22 protein-coding genes are annotated in these 21,598 nt (G+C 45.8%); 9 read left to right on the plus strand and 13 right to left on the minus strand.

Annotation, left to right across the window (positions count from 1 at the left end):
- Nucleotides 1–2 precede the first annotated feature (2 nt).
- Nucleotides 3–452, minus strand: a complete 450-nt coding sequence (gene dtd / locus OSQ85_RS10540; RefSeq protein WP_265822965.1) for a D-aminoacyl-tRNA deacylase — start codon at nucleotides 450–452, stop codon at nucleotides 3–5.
- On the minus strand, nucleotides 449–1,924 hold the full coding sequence (gene murJ, locus OSQ85_RS10545) for a murein biosynthesis integral membrane protein MurJ (RefSeq protein ID WP_265822966.1): 1,476 nt from the start codon (nucleotides 1,922–1,924) through the stop codon (nucleotides 449–451). Before murJ ends, dtd begins: the two co-directional genes overlap by 4 nt.
- A 141-nt stretch (nucleotides 1,925–2,065) precedes the next feature.
- On the opposite strand from murJ, the gene OSQ85_RS10550 reads away from it, so the two are divergent.
- Complete coding sequence (locus OSQ85_RS10550) at nucleotides 2,066–2,350, plus strand: integration host factor subunit beta (RefSeq protein WP_128466539.1); 285 nt, start codon at nucleotides 2,066–2,068, stop codon at nucleotides 2,348–2,350.
- Between the two features lie 135 nt (nucleotides 2,351–2,485).
- On the opposite strand, the gene OSQ85_RS10555 is transcribed toward OSQ85_RS10550, so the two are convergent.
- The 4 genes from OSQ85_RS10555 to fliD form a co-directional block, all read right to left on the minus strand.
- Nucleotides 2,486–2,824, minus strand: a complete 339-nt coding sequence (locus tag OSQ85_RS10555) for a hypothetical protein (protein ID WP_265822969.1) — start codon at nucleotides 2,822–2,824, stop codon at nucleotides 2,486–2,488.
- Nucleotides 2,825–2,933: 109 nt separating this feature from the next.
- Nucleotides 2,934–3,260 carry a hypothetical protein gene (locus OSQ85_RS10560; protein WP_265822970.1) on the minus strand — a complete coding sequence of 109 codons (327 nt, stop codon included), beginning with the start codon at nucleotides 3,258–3,260 and terminating at the stop codon, nucleotides 2,934–2,936.
- 3 nt (nucleotides 3,261–3,263) lie between these two features.
- Nucleotides 3,264–3,683, minus strand: a complete 420-nt coding sequence (gene fliS, locus OSQ85_RS10565; protein ID WP_265822971.1) for a flagellar export chaperone FliS — start codon at nucleotides 3,681–3,683, stop codon at nucleotides 3,264–3,266.
- A 26-nt stretch (nucleotides 3,684–3,709) separates the two neighbouring features.
- Nucleotides 3,710–6,376, minus strand: coding sequence for a flagellar filament capping protein FliD (gene fliD / locus OSQ85_RS10570; RefSeq protein WP_265822972.1), 2,667 nt, complete (start codon nucleotides 6,374–6,376; stop codon nucleotides 3,710–3,712).
- Nucleotides 6,377–6,608: 232 nt separating this feature from the next.
- Between fliD and OSQ85_RS10575 the strand changes: the two genes are divergently transcribed.
- Nucleotides 6,609–7,226 (plus strand): HAD family hydrolase, encoded by a 618-nt coding sequence (locus tag OSQ85_RS10575; RefSeq protein WP_265822974.1) that lies wholly within the window; start codon nucleotides 6,609–6,611, stop codon nucleotides 7,224–7,226.
- Nucleotides 7,227–7,291: 65 nt separating this feature from the next.
- Here OSQ85_RS10575 and OSQ85_RS10580 read toward each other — a convergent pair whose 3' ends face one another.
- Both OSQ85_RS10580 and OSQ85_RS10585 read right to left on the minus strand, forming a co-directional pair.
- Nucleotides 7,292–9,445, minus strand: coding sequence for an Lcl C-terminal domain-containing protein (locus tag OSQ85_RS10580; RefSeq protein WP_265822976.1), 2,154 nt, complete (start codon nucleotides 9,443–9,445; stop codon nucleotides 7,292–7,294).
- 388 nt (nucleotides 9,446–9,833) lie between these two features.
- Nucleotides 9,834–10,673: a PHP domain-containing protein gene (locus OSQ85_RS10585; protein WP_265822978.1), complete on the minus strand. Its 840-nt coding sequence runs from the start codon at nucleotides 10,671–10,673 to the stop codon at nucleotides 9,834–9,836.
- A 67-nt stretch (nucleotides 10,674–10,740) separates the two neighbouring features.
- Between OSQ85_RS10585 and OSQ85_RS10590 the strand changes: the two genes are divergently transcribed.
- From OSQ85_RS10590 to leuB, 6 genes are all read left to right on the plus strand, one after another.
- Nucleotides 10,741–11,136, plus strand: coding sequence for a phage holin family protein (locus OSQ85_RS10590; RefSeq protein ID WP_265822979.1), 396 nt, complete (start codon nucleotides 10,741–10,743; stop codon nucleotides 11,134–11,136).
- Nucleotides 11,105–11,614, plus strand: coding sequence for a hypothetical protein (locus OSQ85_RS10595; RefSeq protein ID WP_265822980.1), 510 nt, complete (start codon nucleotides 11,105–11,107; stop codon nucleotides 11,612–11,614). Before OSQ85_RS10590 ends, OSQ85_RS10595 begins: the two co-directional genes overlap by 32 nt.
- Entirely contained in the window at nucleotides 11,589–11,876 is a 288-nt protein-coding gene (locus tag OSQ85_RS10600) for a DUF1820 family protein (protein WP_265822982.1), read from the plus strand. Before OSQ85_RS10595 ends, OSQ85_RS10600 begins: the two co-directional genes overlap by 26 nt.
- 8 nt (nucleotides 11,877–11,884) lie before the next feature.
- Nucleotides 11,885–12,934 carry an LptF/LptG family permease gene (locus OSQ85_RS10605; RefSeq protein ID WP_265822984.1) on the plus strand — a complete coding sequence of 350 codons (1,050 nt, stop codon included), beginning with the start codon at nucleotides 11,885–11,887 and terminating at the stop codon, nucleotides 12,932–12,934.
- Nucleotides 12,931–14,016 carry an LptF/LptG family permease gene (locus OSQ85_RS10610; protein ID WP_265822985.1) on the plus strand — a complete coding sequence of 362 codons (1,086 nt, stop codon included), beginning with the start codon at nucleotides 12,931–12,933 and terminating at the stop codon, nucleotides 14,014–14,016. The genes OSQ85_RS10605 and OSQ85_RS10610 overlap by 4 nt, the downstream gene beginning before the upstream one ends.
- Nucleotides 14,017–14,104: 88 nt before the next feature.
- Nucleotides 14,105–15,181 carry a 3-isopropylmalate dehydrogenase gene (leuB, locus tag OSQ85_RS10615; RefSeq protein WP_265822986.1) on the plus strand — a complete coding sequence of 359 codons (1,077 nt, stop codon included), beginning with the start codon at nucleotides 14,105–14,107 and terminating at the stop codon, nucleotides 15,179–15,181.
- Nucleotides 15,182–15,589: 408 nt separating this feature from the next.
- Here the strand turns inward: leuB and OSQ85_RS10620 are convergent, their stop codons facing one another.
- Nucleotides 15,590–16,510 carry a LysR family transcriptional regulator gene (locus OSQ85_RS10620; RefSeq protein WP_265822987.1) on the minus strand — a complete coding sequence of 307 codons (921 nt, stop codon included), beginning with the start codon at nucleotides 16,508–16,510 and terminating at the stop codon, nucleotides 15,590–15,592.
- 156 nt (nucleotides 16,511–16,666) lie between these two features.
- On the opposite strand from OSQ85_RS10620, the gene OSQ85_RS10625 reads away from it, so the two are divergent.
- Complete coding sequence (locus OSQ85_RS10625) at nucleotides 16,667–16,891, plus strand: DUF2917 domain-containing protein (protein ID WP_265822988.1); 225 nt, start codon at nucleotides 16,667–16,669, stop codon at nucleotides 16,889–16,891.
- Between the two features lie 474 nt (nucleotides 16,892–17,365).
- On the opposite strand, the gene proC is transcribed toward OSQ85_RS10625, so the two are convergent.
- From proC to OSQ85_RS10645, 4 genes are read right to left on the minus strand one after another with little or no spacing between them, the layout of a single operon-like run.
- The gene (gene proC, locus OSQ85_RS10630; protein ID WP_265822989.1) at nucleotides 17,366–18,178 is read right to left on the minus strand and encodes a pyrroline-5-carboxylate reductase; all 813 of its coding nucleotides are present in this window, start codon (nucleotides 18,176–18,178) and stop codon (nucleotides 17,366–17,368) included.
- Complete coding sequence (locus OSQ85_RS10635) at nucleotides 18,165–19,061, minus strand: alpha/beta hydrolase (RefSeq protein WP_265822990.1); 897 nt, start codon at nucleotides 19,059–19,061, stop codon at nucleotides 18,165–18,167. Before OSQ85_RS10635 ends, proC begins: the two co-directional genes overlap by 14 nt.
- Entirely contained in the window at nucleotides 19,058–20,062 is a 1,005-nt protein-coding gene (locus OSQ85_RS10640) for an MBL fold metallo-hydrolase (protein ID WP_265822991.1), read from the minus strand. Before OSQ85_RS10640 ends, OSQ85_RS10635 begins: the two co-directional genes overlap by 4 nt.
- Nucleotides 20,052–21,584, minus strand: coding sequence for a bifunctional aminoglycoside phosphotransferase/ATP-binding protein (locus OSQ85_RS10645; protein ID WP_265822992.1), 1,533 nt, complete (start codon nucleotides 21,582–21,584; stop codon nucleotides 20,052–20,054). Before OSQ85_RS10645 ends, OSQ85_RS10640 begins: the two co-directional genes overlap by 11 nt.
- Nucleotides 21,585–21,598 lie beyond the last annotated feature (14 nt).

The following is a 21,598-nucleotide window of genomic DNA, read 5'->3' on the forward strand; positions in this document are numbered from 1 at the left end:
TCCTATATTCTCTTCTCTAAAATTATAGTCACAGGACCGTCATTTACAAGCCCCACTTCCATCTCGGCACGAAAAACACCTGTCCCGACATTATCTTTGCCGAGTTCATCACGGCAGAGAGCAGCAAATTTTTCATAATATTTCTCGGCAAGTCCCGGTTCCATGGCGTTTCCGAAATCAGGTCTCAGCCCCTTGCGGCAGTCTGCCGCCAGAGTAAACTGACTCACCACTATAACACTTCCGCCAATATCCTTAACAGAAAGGCTCATCTTCCCTTTTTCATCTTCAAATATCCGCAGGGCGCAGGCTTTTTTTGCCAGAAAGCTGATAAACTCATCCTGATCCCCCTTTTCTGCGCCGAAAAGAATCAGAAGCCCCTTCCCTATTTCCGCAGCCGTTTTGCCCTCCACACGGACAAAGGCGGAACTGACTCTCTGTATGCAGAGCTTCATCTGAGTACCTTTCTTATATTTACGCCTGTTATTTTCAGTGCAGCAAAATAAAGCAGAGCGGCAGCAGTGATATTAATCAGCAGATGTATACCCGCCGCTGATAAGCCCACAGCGCACACACCCATGACAAAACATGCAAAAATAATTTTGCAGAGAAGAACCGCATTGCCTCTGAAATTAAACCTGTAATCTCTTAGTCTGGAGTACAGGTAAAAGGAATTGACCGCAGCGGAAACCCCTGATGCCAGAGCTATTCCGGCATGACCGAAGGGTTTTATAAGCACCAGGTTTGACACAGCATAAACACAAAGACCAAGAAAAGCGCCCTTGACAGGTGTGCGCATATCCTTCTCGGAGAAAAATACTTTTGCCAGAAGCCCGACATATGAGAAAAAGATCATCCCCACACTGAACATCACAAGCGCCTGAGCCGTATTGTACACATCCACTCCCGTAAACTGATTGCGGGCGTATATCAACGCCGTTATCTCATCCGCCAGAAGCACCAGCCCCAGAGTTGCGGGCATAATTATTACGAAAATAGCAACAAAGGCTTTGTCTATGAGCGTATTGCGGTAGGCGAAGTTGCCCGCCGTATTAGCCTTGCTTATTTCTGTGAGAGAAACCGCCCCTACAGCTATGGAAAACACTCCAAGGGGTAGCTGAAAGATCCTGTCGGCATAGTAAAGATATGAAATACTGCCTGCTGCCAGAAAAGAGGCAATAATTCTCCCCAGTGTAAAGTAAAGCTGGTTGATTCCCAGCCCGGCAAGGGAAGGGATAAGCAGACGGAAGGTTTTTCTCACATCCGGATGCATTCCGTCCCACCTGAAACGGAAGCCCTTCATCACCGCATATACAAATATATACAGAAGCTGCAAAGCACCGCCCAGAATAACGCCGTAACAGAGCCACATTATATTGCCGCCCAGCTTATACCCGGCGTAAGCTCCGGCTATCATCGCTATATTAAGAAGGGCTGTGGATGAATAAGGCACGTAATATGAATTATGAAGGTAAAGGTAACCTGTAAAGAGCCCGCAAAGAGTTATGAATACAAGATAAGGCATAACCAGACGCAGCATATCACCCGCTGTGGCTATAATATCCGCAGAGCCGTGATAACCCGGCATAAAAAGGAAAATTATCTGCTTGGGAAAAAGGGAAATGAGCACGACAATTGAAGTTACCAGCACGAAAAGAACAACCATCATACTGGTTACGTATGAAAACGCTTTTCTTTTATCAGCGGCTAAGTTGTCACTCAGGAAAGGAATAAACGCCGAGGTCAGCGCACCTTCTGCAAAAAAAGCCCTGAAAAGATTAGGAATGGCATACGCCACAAAGAAGGCATCTGTAACGGCATTTGCGCCGAAAAAAGCCGCCACGGCTATATCTCTGATAAGTCCGAAGATGCGGCTGGTAAATATCCCGAAGGATGACTTCATCACGCTTTTAAAGAAAACCGACACAAAATCCGCCTGTACAATACAGTTAATTGAAAAAATTGCATAAATATTTGCCCAATTAGACTTTACACTTTATAAGGCATTGGATATAATATTGTAAATTAAAAAATTCCATCAAGACACCCTAATAAGGGGAGGTTGCAAATGACAAAGTCTGAGCTTATCGAAATCATCTCTGCTGAGAACACTAACCTTACAAAAAAGCAGGTTGAATTTATCGTCAACGGCGTGTTTTCATCCATTAAAGATGCTCTGCGCAACGACGACAAGGTGGAAATAAGAGGCTTCGGAAGTTTCAAAATCAGAGAGAAGAATTCCAAAATGGGAAGAAACCCCAAAACCGGAGACAAAGTGGACGTGCCTTCCAAAAAGGTTCCCTACTTCAAACCCGGCAAGGAGATTAAAGAACTTCTCATCAAGATGAACTGAGAAAGCTCTCTTTAAACTCTTCTCAAGCTTTTTGTTCTGAATAATCCCGCAGGCGGTGAAAACCGCCTGTGTTTTGGTTGTATTTGCTTTTTTTCTGCCGCCAGACACAAAAATGTCTTCGGGGAGATTAGTTAATCAGCCTTTTCTGTCCATCCCTATACGCGTTATATTCTTGCTGTAATATTTCTGTTTTACACTCATGCTTGAATTAAGGTTTATGATAGCATCACGCAGACCAGTCCTGTCCTTCTCAAATTTTCTTTCAAGCTCTTTGTGTTTTTCCTCAACCATGCCGATTACACTGTTTCCGGTTCTTTCATTTTCAGGCATAGCGCTGACAATCTGGATAAACTGGCTGAAATTGCTGTTATAGCGTTCTATAAGCTGCATATAATCTTCATTGATTTCTGAGGATATTATTCTGTCGGCAAGCTCTGTTACCTGGGAGCTTATAATTTCAAGACTGTTTTTCATACAAAATCACACTTTAATACCGGGGAAATAATTGGTAGACAAAACAATTCGCTAAGATGTGGAAACAGGACGCAGATAAAGGTCTGCAATATGAGTCGGAAGGGAGGATTTACTCAAAAGGATAAAAGCCCATAACAGTTTCGGCATTTGCCTTCCTGTGGGCATTGATCGATTCCCCGCCTTCGGTTGTAAATTTGCTTTTAAGCATTGTTATTATACTGCGTGCTTCCTCTTCCGTGCGGACAGGTCCGACTGCGGCGAGCTTATTTTCATTACGGATCTCAATTATATCCGCAATACTGCTCTGCTGCCCCAGTGAGGCTGAAACTGAGGAAACGGATGAGGATTTCCCGTCCTGTACGGACTGGGTTCTTCTCTTATCCGCTTCCAGAAGTCTTTCACGCAAGTTGACAATGCTGTTATCTGCGTTGATCACACATCACCCTGCAAAATTTATTGATTTAGGAGCCGCCTCAACTGATGAGCCGCCTCTTTCTTCCTGCTCAACAACACCCTTCCATGCTTCCCTGAGCTCGGTCATGATGGATATAGCAGACTCCACCTTGGTTTTATCCTTGCTCTTGTTGGCCTCGATAAGTGACCAGATCATGAAGTCATAAAGCCTGAGAAGGTTCTGGGAAATTTCTCCGGCGTCCATATTGAGGGAGGACATGAGTTCATAAATGATATTCTGGGCTTTCATAATATTGTTATGCGCTTCGGGAATTTTTCCCTCTTCTATCGCCAGAACAGCAATACGCATAAACTTTACTGCACCGTCATACAGCAAAAGCACCAGCTTTCCTTTAGTGGCTCCCTCAACTTCCTGTCTGATATAATTTTGATACGGTTTTGTCACCAGATCAACTCCTTTTTTAAGATATTTTATGATGAACTGCTGGTAAGCGAACTGAGCGAGTTTCCGAGAGCCTGTGCATCGGCAATTGCTTTTTCCATCGCCGTGAACTGTGCCCAGTATCTTTCAAGCTGCTGTTCTGCCCTCAGCTGGTATCTTTCTATCTGCTCAGCAATCTTTAACATTTCATTGTCCAGAGTTCCCTGGGAAACAATTTTTTTCTGGATCATGCCGTCATAATTTGTATAACGGGTTATCAGTGAAGCATAAATCCTTGTCCAACCTTTTATATCGTTACTCTCGTTAATCGGATTGCCGTCATCATCTTCTTTTTTACTATCGTCATTTCCGATGATTTTATTAGCAGAAAAAAATTCATAGACATCATCCGCATTATCAGTAAGCATCGACTGGAGCTTTTCATTTGACTGCAAAGCCGCAAGAATCTCATCGTAATCAGTGGAGTCGGTCACAAGGAGGCCTAGTTTTTCTATGGTTAGATCCCCGTCGCCTGCTATATCAATCCCAAGCTGCAAAAGGTTTGATACCGAACCGCTCAGCCCCTGAATATCTGTGAAGAGAGTTGTTCGCAAACTCTGTCTGAGATTTCTGAGTTCAGAGCTTTTACGGATCATGCTGTATGTATTGTATTCTTCGTATTTTGCCTGATACTCTGCAATCTCATCATCAGACATACTCGTCTTATCCTCATCAGTGAGAGCGGTAAGATATTTTTTCTGATCCTTATCCAGCGCAGGAGCATTGAGAACTGTCATAAGTTCGTTATATGTTTTTATGAAACCTGCCAAAGCCTCGGTTGCTTTTGTGGTGTCAGATGAAATGCTTATAGTAACCGGAGTTTCACTTGCAGAGCGTAGGTCAAGGGTCACACCTGCGATAATATCGCTGACCTCGTTGCTCTCACGAACATAGGTGACACCGTTCACCTCAACTATAGAGTTTCTGCCCGCTGAACCGAGTGATTGAGCAGTTGTTATATTCCGGCTGAGATTCACAGAGGAAAGAAAACTGCTGGTATCGTTTGGCGAACCGAAGGTTATCTGCTCTGTTCCGGTTCCGGTCACAGTTATTTTATCTCTCACACTGTCGTAAACCATAGTCACGCCTGCGCCGGAAACATTAACCTTTTTAATTACGTCATTCAGAGAATCCGTGGAGACATCAACATAAATCGATACTCCGTTTATGGTGAAAGTACCGCTTGAAGGTGTTGAGGACAGACCTGCGGAGCTGAGGGCACTTGTGGTGGATATGCTGCCGCTGCTTGAGCCGCTGGATTTAACTGCTCCCTGATTTGCTGTAAGTTTAAGAACAGACAGCATATTGCTGGTGTCTGAGGTATCTCCCACAGTTATGGATGCTGACCCTGACGTATTGCTTGTAAGCACAATATTATTTGCTGCCTGGTCATATGAGGCGGTCACTCCGGCGCCGGATGAGTTTATTTTAGCCAGAAGGTCGTTAACCGTGAGTTTTGAATAGTCGTCAATATAAATACGTGTATCGTTTATGGTGAAGTAACCGTTTGCGGCAGTAGTCGCACCAACGGCAGAGAGGTTCTGAGTGAGCGCGGAAGACGGGGTTGAGTAAAACCCGGTCGCCCCTGTGACAGTGGAGTAAGATTCGGAAGCCACCAGAAGCGAAGCATCCTGAGTTATTTCAAAAGTGCCCTCCGTAAGCCCTGTACCGGTGAGAGTTACACCGCTTATCAGGCCGCTTGATGTGCTGTTAAGTTTCTGACCGAGGGTGGTAAGGTTGGAGCCTATGAAGTATGAGGTTATTGTTGTTACCGATTCTGTGGAGTCATAACCGTCAGCATCAAAACCCAATGTCGAACCCAAACCGCTGTCTGTCGGGGTTACACTGACGCCGGTAATAGTTGACGGAGTATAGACGGACATGCGCCACTCATCCGCATCCTTATCATAATCAGCCCTTACAGCCACATACTGAACACCCGCAGTTCCCTTTGCTGAATTTATATTATCATTAAGGGTGGTTTCAATATCTCTCGCAGCTTCATTGATATTATATCCGGCAGCCACATCAACATTAGCGGAAAGGTTCTGTGTCCCCTCACTGTCTGTCATCTTAAAAGTCAGAGAACCGCTAAGCGCATTCTGTACTGTTCCGTCTGATGAAACAACTGCGGAGTCTATAGCCATTCCGCTTTGCTTCTTGAAACTTCCCCACTCATTAGGTTTAAAGCTGTTCACAGCCATGTAGTAAGAGCCTTCGTTAGTGACGGTTACCGTATGTTTGCCTTCGAGATAATCTGACGGCATACCTGTAGAGCCTGTAATCCCCGCACCTTTTGTGGTCAGCCTCTGTCTGGTATAGGAGCTGACCCAAGATGAGTTTTTCGCAGTCTGTTTGACAATAACCGAATAAGAACCCTTTGCCGCCTCGGTTGTGGCCTTAGCAGAAAGAACTGCGGTATTGGAGCTTTCAGTGGTTTTGGTTTTATATGTGGATTCAAGCCTTAGGGTAAGAAGGTTGCTGTTCATAGTGCTAAGCCTGTCGCTTATATTCTGATAAACATCCTTCTCAAGCTGTTTGAGGTCGTATTTATTCTGGAGATTGGTAATCGGAATCTGACTCTGCGCGACAAGCTGTTCGACTATCGCATTGGTGTCCATGCCTGAAATAACACCGCTCATCTTTATTGCGCCCATAACTGCAACTCCTCCGATGTGATCATATTATCGGCACTTTGCACCCTTTTCTTTAGAAGAACTGACTGAGGGCACAGCACGCCATACATTGCATTAGCAAACACCAAGCCATATGAAAAACCCTCAAGACCACACTAAATGAGCACTTTTTTCCTGTTCGGGCAGGGTAATTTTTTCTTTAAGGAAAATCATGCACCTTGATATTCATGACGGAATATATTAACTTCCGGTTATGAAAAAAATTATTGTGTATGACTGTGACGGCGTTCTTTTTGACAGCTCAAGGGCTGTAAAAGCCTATTATGACTATGTATTCGAGAAGTTCGATCTCGGCATGCCCGACTGGGACGATCCGAAAACCTTTGAACTGGCGATGATGAGCACCAACAGCGAGATAATCAGCCACTTCTGCAAGGATGAAAAGAAGTTTAACGAGATAATGGAGTTTGCCACCAAGCTCAACTTCCGCATGTTTCTGGATAAAATGATACCCGCAGCAGGAATTTTCGAAGCACTGGAAAAACTGAAATCAGACGGGCACAAAATGGCGGTATGTACTAACCGAGGCGTTTCCATAGATCCGCTTCTCAAGCACTTCAAAATGTATGACTACTTTGACAGACTGGTTTGCAGTTTTGATGTCGTACGCCCCAAACCCCATCCTGAGGGGCTGAACAAAATAGCAGAACACTTTGCCTCACCCAAGAGCAATATGCTTTTCCTTGGAGATTCCGAGGCCGATTACAAGGCGGCAAAAGGAGCTAATGTTCCGTTTATTTCATTCGGAAACAGTCTCCATGAAAGCACAAGGATAGACAACCACATGGAAGTTTTTGAACATATAAAGTAAAAAGGCGGGAGCATAAACCCCCGCCATTAAATTAACTCAATATTACTAATAATTTCTTTCAGTTGTCAAGGAACAGAAACCTTATAGCCGCCTCTTACGCATATAGTATTGTAGAGCAACATTTTTAATTCATACTCGGTCACGCCGTTGGTGAAACCTCCAAACAGAGCAGCAGAGGAATCACCGGGTACAGAGGTGGATGACCAATAGTAGTATCCAAACGGAGCACCGGAGTAGTATTCTGCCTGAGCATCGAAAGTATCAAATACATCATTTGCTGACGGAGAGTGCTGCGTATGATCGTAAAGTGTCTGGAGTTCGTTAATATTCGGAAGCCTCCAGTCAGTATAACCGCCATGATCAAGGTTCTCGCAATAGGAAAGAGCTATATCCCAGGAAACCACAATATTGGATACTGTTCTGTTTTCCCACACAAGCTGAGTAACTGTATCGGTTATAACGGCACCGTCCTCACTTTTTACAAAGTCACTGCCTGGAACACTGCCACCGCTTACACATACCGCCTTCCAGAGCTGATCTGACGAATTTTCGTATGTTTCCCCTCTTAAGAAGTTTACATATAGAAAATTATTAGAGTCTGCGTCAATGGATGTTGATGACCAGTAAGAATGCGGAGTAACGTTCATAAAATTACTTTCAACAGCAGGGCTGTTATTGTAGTTAACAATAGTATGGAGCTCTTTTATGGAAGGTAACCGCCATGTGAATCCTCCGACCGTTTTAGTCGCACAATAGCTTACAGCATCAGCATGAGTGTAGGTATTATTATTTAATTCATTCAGCCATCTCAGACCATAATTATTATCTACAATATAGCCGAATATTAAATCGTCTGAGAAATTTCTGGTAATTCCATAACCTATATTTTCATAATAGGCATCATCAAAACCAAATGAACCCGTCGATCCGGTCTTCACTACGCCGCCCAGAACCTTGATCCCGAACTCGGCAAGTTCAACCGAGTCGGCAGTACCGTCAGATACGCTTATAGTTATATTATCATACCCCCCTGCATTCCCCAGAGTCGGAGTACCTGTAAGAGCGCCTGTGGATGTATTGAAAGTTGCCCAGTCAGGCTTGTTCGTTATGCTGAATGTCAGGGGATCATTATCAGCATCCGCAGCATTTGGAATAAACGAATAAGCCTGTCCGAAAACTGTTGAACCGTTCGGTGTGCCATCTATTGTCGGAGCAGAGTTCAGATAAGCCACGGTAATACTGAATGCCGGAAGTGAAGCTGAACCGCCGTTCCCGTCTGATACGCTGATAACGATGCCGCTGTAAACAGCCGCATCACTATTATCAGGCGTTCCGGTAAGAGCGCCTGTTGACGTGCTGAATGTTGCCCAGTCAGGCTTATTTGTTATGCTGAATGTGAGAGGGTCATTGTCCGTATCATTCGCGCCGGGCGTAAAACTGTAAGCTGAAAAAGCAGTTATAGCTGTCTGCGGAGTTCCTGAAATCTCAGGAGCAGAGTTGGCAGCGTTAACTGTTATACTGAACATATCGAGGTGGTCGTAACCGCCTCTGCCGTCCACGGCAGTTATCACAATTTCATCATAAACCCCGACATCGCCGGAAGCTGGAGTGCCTGTCAGTGCTCCGGTTTCACTGTTGAAATCAGCCCAGAGAGGCTTATTGAGTATGGTAAATGTTACCGTATCATCATCTGCATCAAAAGAGATGGGGGTAAAGTCATATAAATTTCCGGCAGTAATTTCTATGATCGGTGTGCCGGAAATCTGCGGAGATGTGTTAACAGGAGGCGTACCCTGATAAAGCAGAACACCGCTGAACGAACCTGTTGAAGTTCCGCCGTCCTTGCTCCATGTGCCCGTTATTGAGTCTGCGCCGAGGTCATCAAATGTGAAGCTGATGATTCCCGCCGCTCTGAGTTTTGATACAAAAGAGTTGCCGATAACAACAGCACTGCCGTCTTCATTCACACTGCCGATCAGACTGAATGATTCATATGAGTTATACGCATCCTCAGCTATGCCCGTTATATCTCCGTCTCCGTCTACAGTGATGCTCCATGCACCGGAAACAGACGGGCTTGAGTACACCCCGGTATAGAAGCCTTTGTAAGGGTTTTCTGCATCCGGTTCTCCCTTACCGCTTCTGCCCTCAAAGATCCTGGAATCGCAGCCCATCAGCAACCCGCTGATAAGCATGACTAAAACAATTAACTTTCGCATGTTTCCTCCCTGTTGATATTTAATAAATAAATATTAGCATTTATACTGCTCAAACTGCAAATAAATGTCAGTGTAAGAGCATATAAAATATAAATAAAATGATTCATCTGCATCAAATAGGAGTAATGTTTGCTTTTTTTCTAATATTTAATATTTACATTCAGGAAATTTCAGGACGAATAAGGAGCAGCTTACCAAACTGCCAGAAAAGTCACCTATACTGCTCTGCTTTCTTTTTTAAAGCATAGAGAACATTTTCAGGATTAGGCAGACGGCAGTTCTGTCATAACAATCCAAAATCCGCGCATCCTGCCGGATTTTGGATACACGCTCGCGCCGCTTAAAAAGCGGCTTCGCTCCGCACGGCGCAACTCCATCCATGGAGTTGTCACCTATACTGTTCTGCCTTCTTTTTTAAAGCATAGAGAACATTTTCAGGATTAGGCAGACGGCAGTTCCATTTGCCCAGCTTGACGTTTGTTTTGTTTTCGCCGTGGTAATCGCTTCCTGCGGAGACAGGCAGGCTGAGTTTTTTGGCTAAATCATTAAAAAATAAAGTGTCTTCTTCCGAGTGGTATGAGCAGTAAGTTTCGACAGCATCAAGCCCCTTATCCATCATCCCTTTGATGTAAGGCAGATAAGCATCCTTCTCCAACCTCATGCTGAAGGGGTGAGCCAGAATAGTTATTCCGCCCGCAGAGTGTATCATCCCCGCGCTTTCCTCAAAGCTGAACCTTTTTCTCTCCCGGTAAACAGGTTTGCCTTTGCCCAGATATTTGTCGAATGCCTCTTCCATATCCGCAACAATACCCTCTCTTATCAGAAACTTGGCAATGTGCGGCCTGCCGAGTTCGCCCAGGTTTGAAGTGCTCACCTCTTCCTCAGTAACATCTCTGCCCACAAGTCTGCCCACCTCTTTGAGCATGCTGTCATTCCGCTCCTTTCTGGCAATGAGAAGCTCATTAAGTTTTGATGTGAGTCCGGGATTTTTGTAATCTATGAAAAGCCCCACCACATGCATGGTTCCGGGTGAGAACTCAATGCTGATCTCTGTTCCTGCTATCCTTTCGGTATTGCCTTTTGCAGCAAAAAAATCCGGCAGTCCGGCAACTGTGTCATGATCGGTGAGCGCCAGATGCCTTATCCGTTTTGAATCTGCCATACGCACCAGCTCGGCGGGCATTTTGGTTCCGTCAGAAAAAACTGAATGGCAGTGGAGATCTATCATATATTTTCACCTTTATTCCTATAATAATTATCTTGTTTTGTTCCGGTTTAAGCAATATAGTTTTAGCATGAATATAAACAGTTTCATTATATACCGAATTTTTGCAAATCTGGTAGCTTTCTGGGTGGCTGGCAAAACAATTCCCGGATTTGCGACAGGGGATATGCTCAGCCTCATAAGCGCTTCCATCGTGCTTACATTTCTGCATATTTTCATACGTCCGCTCATGGTTATCCTCACCCTGCCCCTTCAGGTTTTCAGTCTGGGGCTGGCATATATTATTTTCAATGCCGTGTATGTCAAAATCACCTCAGTAATTGTTAAGGATATAGTGGCCGAAGGATTTTTGCCTGCTCTCGGTGCTGCGGTTATGATAAGCTTGGTTAATATGGTGCTGGACGGACTGGCACGCAGACAGAGGATAAGCAGGAATGGATCCGAAAACGGTCAGGGAAGATATTGAAAGGCTTGAAAAGCTCATCACCAAGATGAAGTTTGAGTATGAGCAGTTTATACGGGGAACTATCAAGCTTCCGCCTGCCGCTGTTGAGCGGGAAATAAACAATATAGTCCAGAGCTACAACCGTAAGCCAATCACCAATACAACTATGCGTTTCAGGTTCAACAATCTTACAGCCCGCTTCCTTTCGCTCCGTCAGAAAATCCAGCGGGATTTAGGCATAAGGGACGGCTTTATAAAAGCTCCCGCCTTTCATGACGATGAGAGGGAAGTGAAAAACTACAGCGAAAAGTTTATCAAAAAGCTTGAGGAACTGCCTGCAAACTATGATAAACAAAAGGTTCTTTCCGCTCTGAATGCGAAAATAAATGAGTTGAAATCACAGGGATATGCTGATATTGATGTTTCTCTGGAAATTGAAAACGGAAAACCCCGCTTGAGGATAATAACCAAAGATGAAAAAAAAACTTTTCAGGATTGACTTCATAAACGCCGCCAAGGAAAACCTCACCATCCACGCATCAAAAGTGAACCCTTCCTCCTTTCTGGGGCTCATAGAGGTGACGGATATAGTCTTTATGGACTCCTCCGACATTATTCTCAACCCGCAGGATGACAAAATAAAAAAAGAATTTAAGAATGTTGAGCGCACCTTTCTGCCGCTAAACTCCATAATCAGGATAGACGAAGTGATTCTGGAAAAAGAGACCCCTGTCATACGCCTGTACGAAAAGCAGGACTGAAAGCATATATGAACACTCTGCAAAGATACATAATCAGAGAGATAGTGCCGCTTTTCATATTCGGCAACGCTCTCTTTGTTGTTTTTCTTTTACTTGAAAAACTCATCAACCTTGCAGATCTGTTTTTTACCAAAAATGTACCCGGCCTGCTGATAACGCAGACTGTCATATACTACCTCCCCTCATTTCTCATGATAACCATCCCCACATCCGCACTCATGGCGAGCATGGTCGGATTCGGCAGAATGTCCTCCGATTCGGAAATAACTGTAATGAAAGCCGCAGGAGCAGGCGGCAGATTCTTCCTCAAACCGGCTGCGGCTGTCGGCGTGGGCGCCTTTCTTTTTGCCCTTGTTATGAGCGTTTATCTTATGCCTTTGGGGAGCAGTCTTGCCATAAACAACCTTACTAAAATAGCAAAGAGCATATCCGTGAAGGATATGAAAGAAAACGAAATGTACGATGAAATACCCGGACTCCTGTTTTACGCCGATAAAAGACCGGATGACAACGAGTTCGGAAAAATCGTGGTGATAGATAAAAACACAGGCACAATCATAACCGCAGAGACAGGAGCCATTGTGCCGTCAGAGGAATCCGCCCTTGTTATGAACTTCTCAAACGGGCGCGTTGTGGCGGAAACCGCGGGTGAGGAAAGAACTGTGGTACGCTTCGGAAGCATGGCTATGAACCTCCCTTTTGAGCTTAAGGATAAGTTCAGCAAAAGGGATGAATATTTCATGACCATGACAGAACTGGCGGAGAGCTTCGGTGAGCACGTCAACTACAGGTTTGAGTTTTCAAAACGCCTTGCGCTTCCTGTTGCCGGGCTCCTTATGGGTATTCTCGGCATGTCGCTGGGCATATTCTTCCACCGTTCAGGACGCTCCATAGGCATACCGCTTTCTCTGGGGCTTACTCTTTTTTACTATATGATATTCTTCACATCGCTGAACCTTGCCCGCGCAGGGGTAATTGACGGTTTTTTTGCTCCGTGGATAGCTAATATATTCTTCACTTTCGTTACAATGTTCATGGCCTACAGGGTGCTGAAATGAAAAAATTCCATGTATATTTCATAAAACAGTTTCTGAAACTGGCATTTTTTATCCTGTTCTTTGTGGTGATCCTGAACATCGTGGCCAATACTTCCATGCATACAAAACTGATGGCAAAGCATAATATATCGTTCATCTCGCTTCTTATTTTTGAATCAATAGAGCTTCCCAGCGCCATATACGAATCAATGCCTATGGCGCTTGCCATAACCACAATGGCCACGATAATCATGATGATACGCAGCAACGAACTTCTGGCCTATGTAAGCCTCGGCGGAAGACTGCGCGACCTGCTGTTCCCTATGCTGGGGATAGGTGTTGTTGTTTTCGGCATACTCATGTTCATGGCGGACAGGATTAACCCGTGGGTGGAAAACACCAGAAAGAAATACGAAACCGAGCAGTTTGACAGACAGCCATACGTAACCAAGGGCAAGCTCACCGATGTCTGGATGAAGGACGGTGAAGAAGGCTTCGTGCATATGGAGCTTGTTGACCCCATCAACCGTGAGTTTTTTGATGTGACATTCTACAGGATGGATGACTCCTTTGAGATAGACAGAGTGACAAGCATAAAGGATGCAAGGCCAAGGGGCGACAAATGGGAACTCACGGATATTAAAGTTTACGATATAAAACCGAGACCTGAGCTCATCCATGTTTTTGACAACAATACAGTCGAATCCCGCCTGTTCTCAGATCTTGCAGATCTCCCTGTAAACAAGCCTAAGTTTCTCTCTCTGGGAGAGCTTTCCAAGATTATAAAGGTGCTGAAAAAGCAGAAGCTTAATGCCGCTGCTTACGAACTTATGGTGTTCAAAAGCTATGGTCACGCGGTAAGCGCTGTGATCATCATGTTTCTCGTTTTTCCCGTCTGCGTGAATTTCAGCAGACACTCCTCATACATCCTCAGCGCTGTGAACGCACTGGCTCTGGCTGTGGCATACTGGCTGTCAGTAAGCTCCTTCCAGTCACTGGGCAAAACAGGCGTTATGTCGCCCCTGACGGTCAGCATAATTCCGAATGTGCTGTTTCTTGCTGTTGCGATATTCCTTGTTTACCGCAGGGAAACCGCCTCTTAAGTTAAACCTCGCCAAAGTATATTTATTTTGACTTTACCTGACCAATCATGTATTTTGAACATTCAATAATCATTGAGGAGGAACAGGCATGCATAAAATTGCGGTATTGCCCGGCGACGGCATAGGTCCGGAGGTAATGAAACAGGCCATCAAAGTTCTCGGAAAAATTTCAGAAAAATATAATACAAAATTTGAGTTCAGCTTCGCCGATGTAGGCGGAATAGCCATAGATAACCACGGAACCCCCCTGCCCGAATCAACACTGAAGCTCTGCGAAGCATCGGAGGCTATCCTCTTCGGTTCAGTGGGCGGCCCTAAATGGGAGAACCTTCCCCCTGCTCAGCAGCCGGAGAGAGGCGCTCTTCTCCCTCTGAGAAAGCACTTCGGTCTCTTTGCCAACCTTCGCCCGGTGAAAATTTTCAAAGCGCTTATAGATTCAAGCTCACTTAAAAACTCACTCATCCCCGACGGTCTGGACATTGTTTTCTTCCGTGAGCTCACCGGCGGAATCTATTTCGGTCAGCCGAAGGAAATAAGCGAAGACAGACAGAGCGCCAGAGACACCATGCTTTATACAGTGCCTGAGGTAGAGCGCATAGCAAGACAGGCTTTTGAAGCCGCCAGAATGCGCGGGAAGAAGGTGACAAGTGTGGATAAGGCGAATGTTCTCATGACAAGCGTGCTCTGGAGAGAAACAGTCACAAGGCTTCACAAAGAGGAGTATTCCGATGTGGAGCTTGCTCATATGTATGTGGACAATGCCGCAATGCAGCTCGTGCGCTACCCCTCACAGTTTGACGTTATCGTTACAGAAAACATGTTCGGCGATATTCTCAGCGATGAAGCGGCAATGCTCACAGGATCTCTTGGTATGCTTCCTTCCGCCTCACTTAATGAGGACGGATTCGGACTTTATGAACCCATCGGCGGCACAGCCCCGGACATAGCCGGACAGAACATAGCAAACCCCATAGCACAGATTATGTCAGCGGCGCTGATGCTCCGCTACAGCTTCAAAATGGACGATGCTGCAAGCAACATAGAAAAAGCTATCGAAACCCTCCTCTCAGAAGGCATAAGAACCCGCGACATCTACATCGACGGTCAGGGACAAAAACTCGTCAACACCGATGAAATTGGTGACTTGATAGTAAGCAGGATATAACAGCGTAAACACTCCCACGGATGGGAGTGCGCCGTGCAGAGCAAAACCGCCGCTTTGATTTCGGCGGTTTCTGTACCAAGGCTTGCTGGAAAGCCGCATTCATTGCGGCGCGAGCGGTTCAGCCGGACGACAGGATGTGCGTCCGGCGATATTAAGAATGACGATTACCGCTCCCTTACCGGACAAGCAGGGAGCGGCAGCCGGCACAGTTTTCGTAATTCTTCTTTTCGAAGCGTCATTATTGCAATAACCCCTCTGCGGGGCACTTCGTACCGAAGAAAACAGAAACTTTCCAAGCTATTACGGGCAAAGTCAATATACACTTTGAAACATATGACGCACAACTACCCGAACGGGTAGGACAGATTCATATTTTATTTAATAAAAGTATAATCTATTAACATCTTCTCAGGTCAGGCTCCACATTGCACCGTGAGCACCCACGGAAGGCTCCATGTTATGCTGAAAAATCTTTCTCACTGCGTTTCTCACCACATTAACCTCCGGGTCGTCACTGCGCCCTTTCAGCCAGCCGAGGCACAGTTTTACAGGGACTATGCCGTCCTTCCAGATAACAAGCCTGCCCTCTTTTTCAAGCTGTCTGGCTCTTTCCAGACGAAGCATCCCCAGTCCGTGACCGTCAAGCACAAGCTCCCTTATCACGTATTCATCCTCGCAGTTGATCGCCTGTTTGATTTTAAGCCCCAGAGCCTCAAACTTGGAGAGGACAGCTATATAAAACGGGCATCCGTAACCAGCCCAAACCCATGGTGTTCCGGCTATTTCCTGCCATGAACTCTTCCCTTCGAGAAAATCAGCCGTTCCGGCTATGCAGATTTCCGCATCCTCCAGAACCTCATATTCTATTTCGCTGCTTATGGGGTGATGATAGAAGAAACTTGCATCCAGCATTCTGCGTTTCAGCATATCCTCCGTGTCTACACTCTGACAGGCCATTAGGATCACATTCAGTTCAGGATATTCCAGAGCGATAAGCCTTGAGATCTCACTCACCCGCAGGAAGGCGGGTTCAGTGTTTATGCCGACAGTAACATCGCCAATAACCGTATCGCCCAGCATGTTCGCTTTGCGTTTCATTTCATCAGCCGCTTTAAGAATTTCCTGAGCATGGGTGAGAAGCACTCTCCCCTTATCGTTCAGTTCCATCCCTCTGGAGTTGCGCGTAAAGAGTTCAAGCCCCAGCTCGTCCTCAAGACTTTTAATCTGAGTACTGAGCGCAGACTGGCTTATATTAAGGCTTCCGGCGGCTTTAGTGAGGTTTTTCATTTCCGCGATAACGGCAAAGGATTTCAGCTGGTAAAGCTCCATATCAGTCTCCGTTCTGTTTTTTCGAACGCTGTGATTGAAAAGCAATATTTGTTTTATCTGTTTTTCAGTGATATTTAAGCACATCAGAAGTTACCGGTCAATAAGTTTGGATAACGTATATTCTGTTATAATGAACGCTTTAGGGAGTAGTGCGCCATGAAAGGAAAAAGCCTTAGAATGTCTTTGGGAAAGGACAAGCTTGTATCACTTAACGGCATTAAAAAGGCCAGCCTTATCTGTGAGCAGGGAAAGCTGTGGATAACCGGAACCAGGGAAGGTGATATTGTTGTGAAAAGCGGCGAAAAAGTAAGCCTGCTCCCCCTGCACAGCCTGGTTATTCAGGGCGGCGCGGAATCTATGTTCTCTATGGAAATAAACTGACGGAACAGATTCAGACCTGTTCCTTAATTACGGCTCCTGTTTCAGGTTTACCCCTGAAATAACAATAGAAGCGGGGAGATGCTGAAGACTCCCCGCTTTTTTTATGCGGTAAACACGGGTGAAGCAATCTCTAGGTATATTCGGAGACTGCTTCGTCGCTTGAACTCCTCGCAGTGACACAGCAGTGCGTCATTCTGAGGCTTTAGCCGAAGAATCTCTCAATATTATTTCACGGCCAAATCCCTTCCATCAAGCTGTTGAGACTCTTCACCTACGGTTCAGAGTGACATTGAATACGTTGTGAAAGTTCTATGATTTTTTTCTATTTCTTTCCCAGTTCCTCTGAACGCTTAGTCGCTTCTTCTGTTTTGATAATCCAAAATTTACCATCCATGGAAATTTTGGATACACGCTCGCGCCGTGGTAAACACGGCTTCGCTACGCACGGCGCGATTCCGTCATGGAATCGCAGGTCTATTTCTTCCCAAGCTCTTCCGAACGCTTAGTCGCTTCCTCAACAGCGTCAATGACAGCGGCGGAGAAGCCGCCTTTTTCAAGCATGTGGACGCCCACAATGGTTGTTCCGCCGGGGGATGTAACCATATCCTTAAGTGCCATGGGATGTTCCCCTGTTTCCAGTACAAGCTTAGCGGAACCGTAAACAGTCTGCGCAGCAAGCATACGGGAAGTTTCGCGGCTTAACCCTAGCTTCACGCCCGCATCGGAAAGAGCCTCTATAAACTTGAAAACATAAGCAGGGCCGCTACCGGAGAGACCCGTCACAGCGTCCATATATTTTTCCTCTATCACAGCCACCTTGCCCACAGAGCAGAAAAGCTTGTCCGCGATCTCAAGTTCCGGCTTTCCGGCATATTTCCCGGCGCAGATAGCTGAGGAACCTTCTCCCACAAGTGCGGGGGTATTGGACATAACCCTTATGACCCGAAGCCCGCTGAGGTAATGCTCGAAAAACTCGGTTTTCACACCGGCCGCAATGGAAATAAGCAGCTTTTCCTTGAGGAACTGGCTTATCTCATCCATAACGTACTTAGCTACCTGCGGTTTTACGCAGATCATTATAATATCGCTCTTTTTCGCGACCGCTATATTATCGGTGGTGATGGTGATATTCAGCGATTTGCTTAAATCTTCAAATCTCGATGGTTCCGGGTCAGATGCCATAATGTTTTCAGGTGGTACAAGACCGGAGTTCACAAGCCCTTTCATCAATGCAAACGCCATGTTTCCTGCCCCGATAAACCCGATCTTTCTGTTACTTAATGACATCTATCCACTCCTTAATCTCAGCGAACATTACATCTCTGTGCGGATTTTTTTCACCGCACAGGGCATGGTAGCCGCTGTCATCATTCTCAAAATACACAGCCTTCTTATCCTGACTGCTAATCCGCCCGAAAAACTCTTCCGATGCCTCGGCTCGGACTACCTTGTCGCCCAGATGCTGAAACATCAAAACAGGCACTTTTATCTTCTCTGCAAGGGGTGCTGTGTATTCGGTGAACATTATAAGCTGGTGCACCCCTTCCATAGGATATTTATTATAGAAGAATTTCTGCTCGTCCGCCTCAATATTCTTTTTATCGTACTTCTTAAAATATTTCACATAAGGCACAAAGGCCGAAAGCGGATTCTTTATCCTTATACAGGGCGCAAGGAGCACAAGCCCGTCCGCCCCGCAGTTAACCACAGTGTTCACAGCAATGAGTCCGCCCATGCTCTGACCTGCGACAATCACCTTATCACAGTTATTCTTAAGCAGGAAGTAGCCGTATTTAACGGATTCATACCAGTCCTCATAGGTGAGCTGATTGAGATTGGCCGGGTCTGACCCATGCCCGGCGACCCTTGCAAGATAAACCGTGAAACCTTCCTTATGCAGGTATTCCGCCAGAGGCAGAAGCTCATAAGGCGCTCCGGTAAAGCCGTGTATAAGCAGAACACCCGTCCTGCCGCCTTTATACAGCTTAGGGTAGTTCTCATTTTCCTTCACTATTTCAGATTCGGCGCGTTTATAGTCCATCACCTCAAGCTCATAATCCTGAACCCCTTTGAGATTCACAAACGGCCTGAGGGTTATAAGCTTTGACCTGCCCATGAAAAAAAGCCCGACAGCAGCAAGACAGACAGCAATAACAATGAGGAGTTTCATCTTGTTTCAACCTCCAGTATCTCTCCGTCAAAACCATCGTAAAGTCTTTTCAGGAAAGGACCTCTGTCCCTGTCATATCTGGGTGCGAAATGGAAAAAGCGCACCTTTTCAGCGCCGGAACGGGAGTAAATGGTCTTTGCCAGATCCAGTGTCAGGTGCTGCTTGTCTATGGCATGGAGGACATCTTCCTTCATAAAAACCCCTTCTATCAGAAGAGATTTTGTACCTTTTGCAAATTCAATGGCTTTCAGGTAGTTGGAGTAGCTGGGCGCAATATCCGTGATGAAGGTTATATCCTGCGGATAATGCTTCGTTATAAATCTTGCCTCAAGCTCTGCAAGGGAAAAAACCGCTGTTCCGTCCTGAGTCTGAACCTCAAGGGTTTCAGCGGGACTGCATCCGTCCTCAATCATTTTTTTAAGCTGGCCGACCCACTTTCCGGGGCGGAAGCCCGACTGCTCCATGAGTCCGCCGTCCGCCGAAATGAGCGGCTTCTCCTTTATACGGTAGCCCACAGAGGTCACCCTGTGCTTAAAGAAGGCAAAATCGAAGGTGAAGCCTTCGCCTAAGTCTATGTCATCATGAAGTATCTCGGAATAAATACCCTCGAAGCCGTTTTCTGCCATAAACATAGCCCGTTTGTGGAGCCTTGTTTCACTGAGTTCTATAACCTCGAAGTTGATGGCGTAGCTCTTAATCAGGTTCCATGTATATGAATCCAGCTTGCCGCGCACATTTTTTATTATCCCCGGAGGGCCGAATATGCGGATTGTTTTCTCCGCCATGAGCGAACCGCGGAGTATCCGGTCGAACCCGTAAAAATGGTCTATATGTGTGTGGCTTATGAATATATCGTAAATACTGAGCACTTCCTGATTTGTCAGTGAGCCCAGCTTTCCGCAGTCCAGAAGAAACGCATTCTTTTTATATATGCTGCGGACAAAAAACGCCGTGTCTTCAAAAGGCGAATTAACCTGCACCACGGAAAAGTTATTTTTCATCAATCAGAAACTCCATAATACGTCTTGCGTTGTCCTCAACGCTTCCGGTTGTTTCAACAGAGAGATCCGCCCCTGCGTCAACAAATTTATCCTTGTGCTGAAAATATATTTCCTCTCTGCCGTCTGTCACGGCTGTTTTTTTGGCACGTTCTTTAAAGCGTTCAAGAATAACGGAATCTTCCGCTGTGAAACGGATTTTTTTATGGAACGGGGCTCCCTCTTCCGCAGCCTGAACAAAGGCGGAATCGGAAAAAGTCCCGTCCAGAACGGTCATGCGCCCTGTCTTCGCTTTTTCGGCGGCCTTTCTGCCTAAGTGGGCATAAACCTCTACTGATTTTTCATGGGAGTAAATACCTGTTCCCATGGCAACTTTCCGGCTTTCCGTAGGTTCAAGTCCGCTGAGAAGCTTGCGCTCCACATCCGTATTGAAGCTTGCGGCGGCAAATTTATCCGCAAACACCTTGGCGTTTTTTGATTTGCCGCAGCCCATATATCCGTAAAACATCAGTGTCTTAGCCTTATCCATGTTAAGTGCGTATGAGGCGGCGAGGTCAATAAGCCTGTCCACACTCTTTTTCACTCCGGCAAAGCCTTCCCACTCCTCACCCTTCTGGGCGAGAAGAAAGCAGGTTACTTTAGCACGCACAAACGCCCTGTAGCATTTATAAAAGTTAAATAGTTTCACGCTGTTTTCATCACTGTACTTTTCAAAGAAACCCTCTGCCAGAGCGTCAGAAAGATCGGTTCTGCCGAGTTCGTCCAGTTCCATGCATATGAAAGCCGCCTCAGACACAGCGTCATTGTAGCGGAAGCGTTTATTGAACTCTATGCAGTCAATGAGGCCGACCTTATCGCCGTCAAAGAATACATGCTCTGCACGGAGATCCCCGTGACCGTTCACGACAAAGCCGCCCTTCACCCTTGAGGCGAAGATTTCCTGATGATTATCAAGAAATGCGAGAGTTTTGTTTTTTATGAAATCGTAGAACACTTTATCAATGAATCTTCCTGCAAAGCCTTCAGTCTGGGAGAAGTTCTCCATGCAGTTAAAGCGCACAACGGATGCTCCGCCGTTCTCCTCTGCGGAAGCTTCGTCAGTTTTGATGGATGAGAAAAGTTCAGCAATGTGCCTGCCCGTTACGCGCATATCATCTTCTGTTATCAGCCCTTCCTTAACCCTGTGGGAAAGGAAGTTCTCCTCCGGTATGCGCTTCATTGTCACAACATACTCCAGAGTGTTCTGAGTGTTTTCGTATGCTGTTATTTCGAATGATTTATCCTTGCGGGCAACCTTGAGCACATCGCCGTAAATCCCTTCGCAGAAGCGGCCGTTCAGCTCCTTTTCCAGAAGGCAGTACTGCTTGCGCAGCTTAAGCCTTGAGAAATCAAGAAACCCGAAATTTACATTCTTTTTGACCTTGTAAACCTTGTCACCTGTAAGAAAAACATAGGATATATGTGTCTCCACAACCTTTTCCGGCTTGAGGAGATCCTTCATTATCATGACTATAGGCGCTTCCATATTTTGCTGCTCCT

The organism is Geovibrio ferrireducens (genome assembly GCF_026226615.1).
GTDB classification, from domain to species: Bacteria; Chrysiogenota; Deferribacteres; order Deferribacterales; family Geovibrionaceae; genus Geovibrio; species Geovibrio ferrireducens.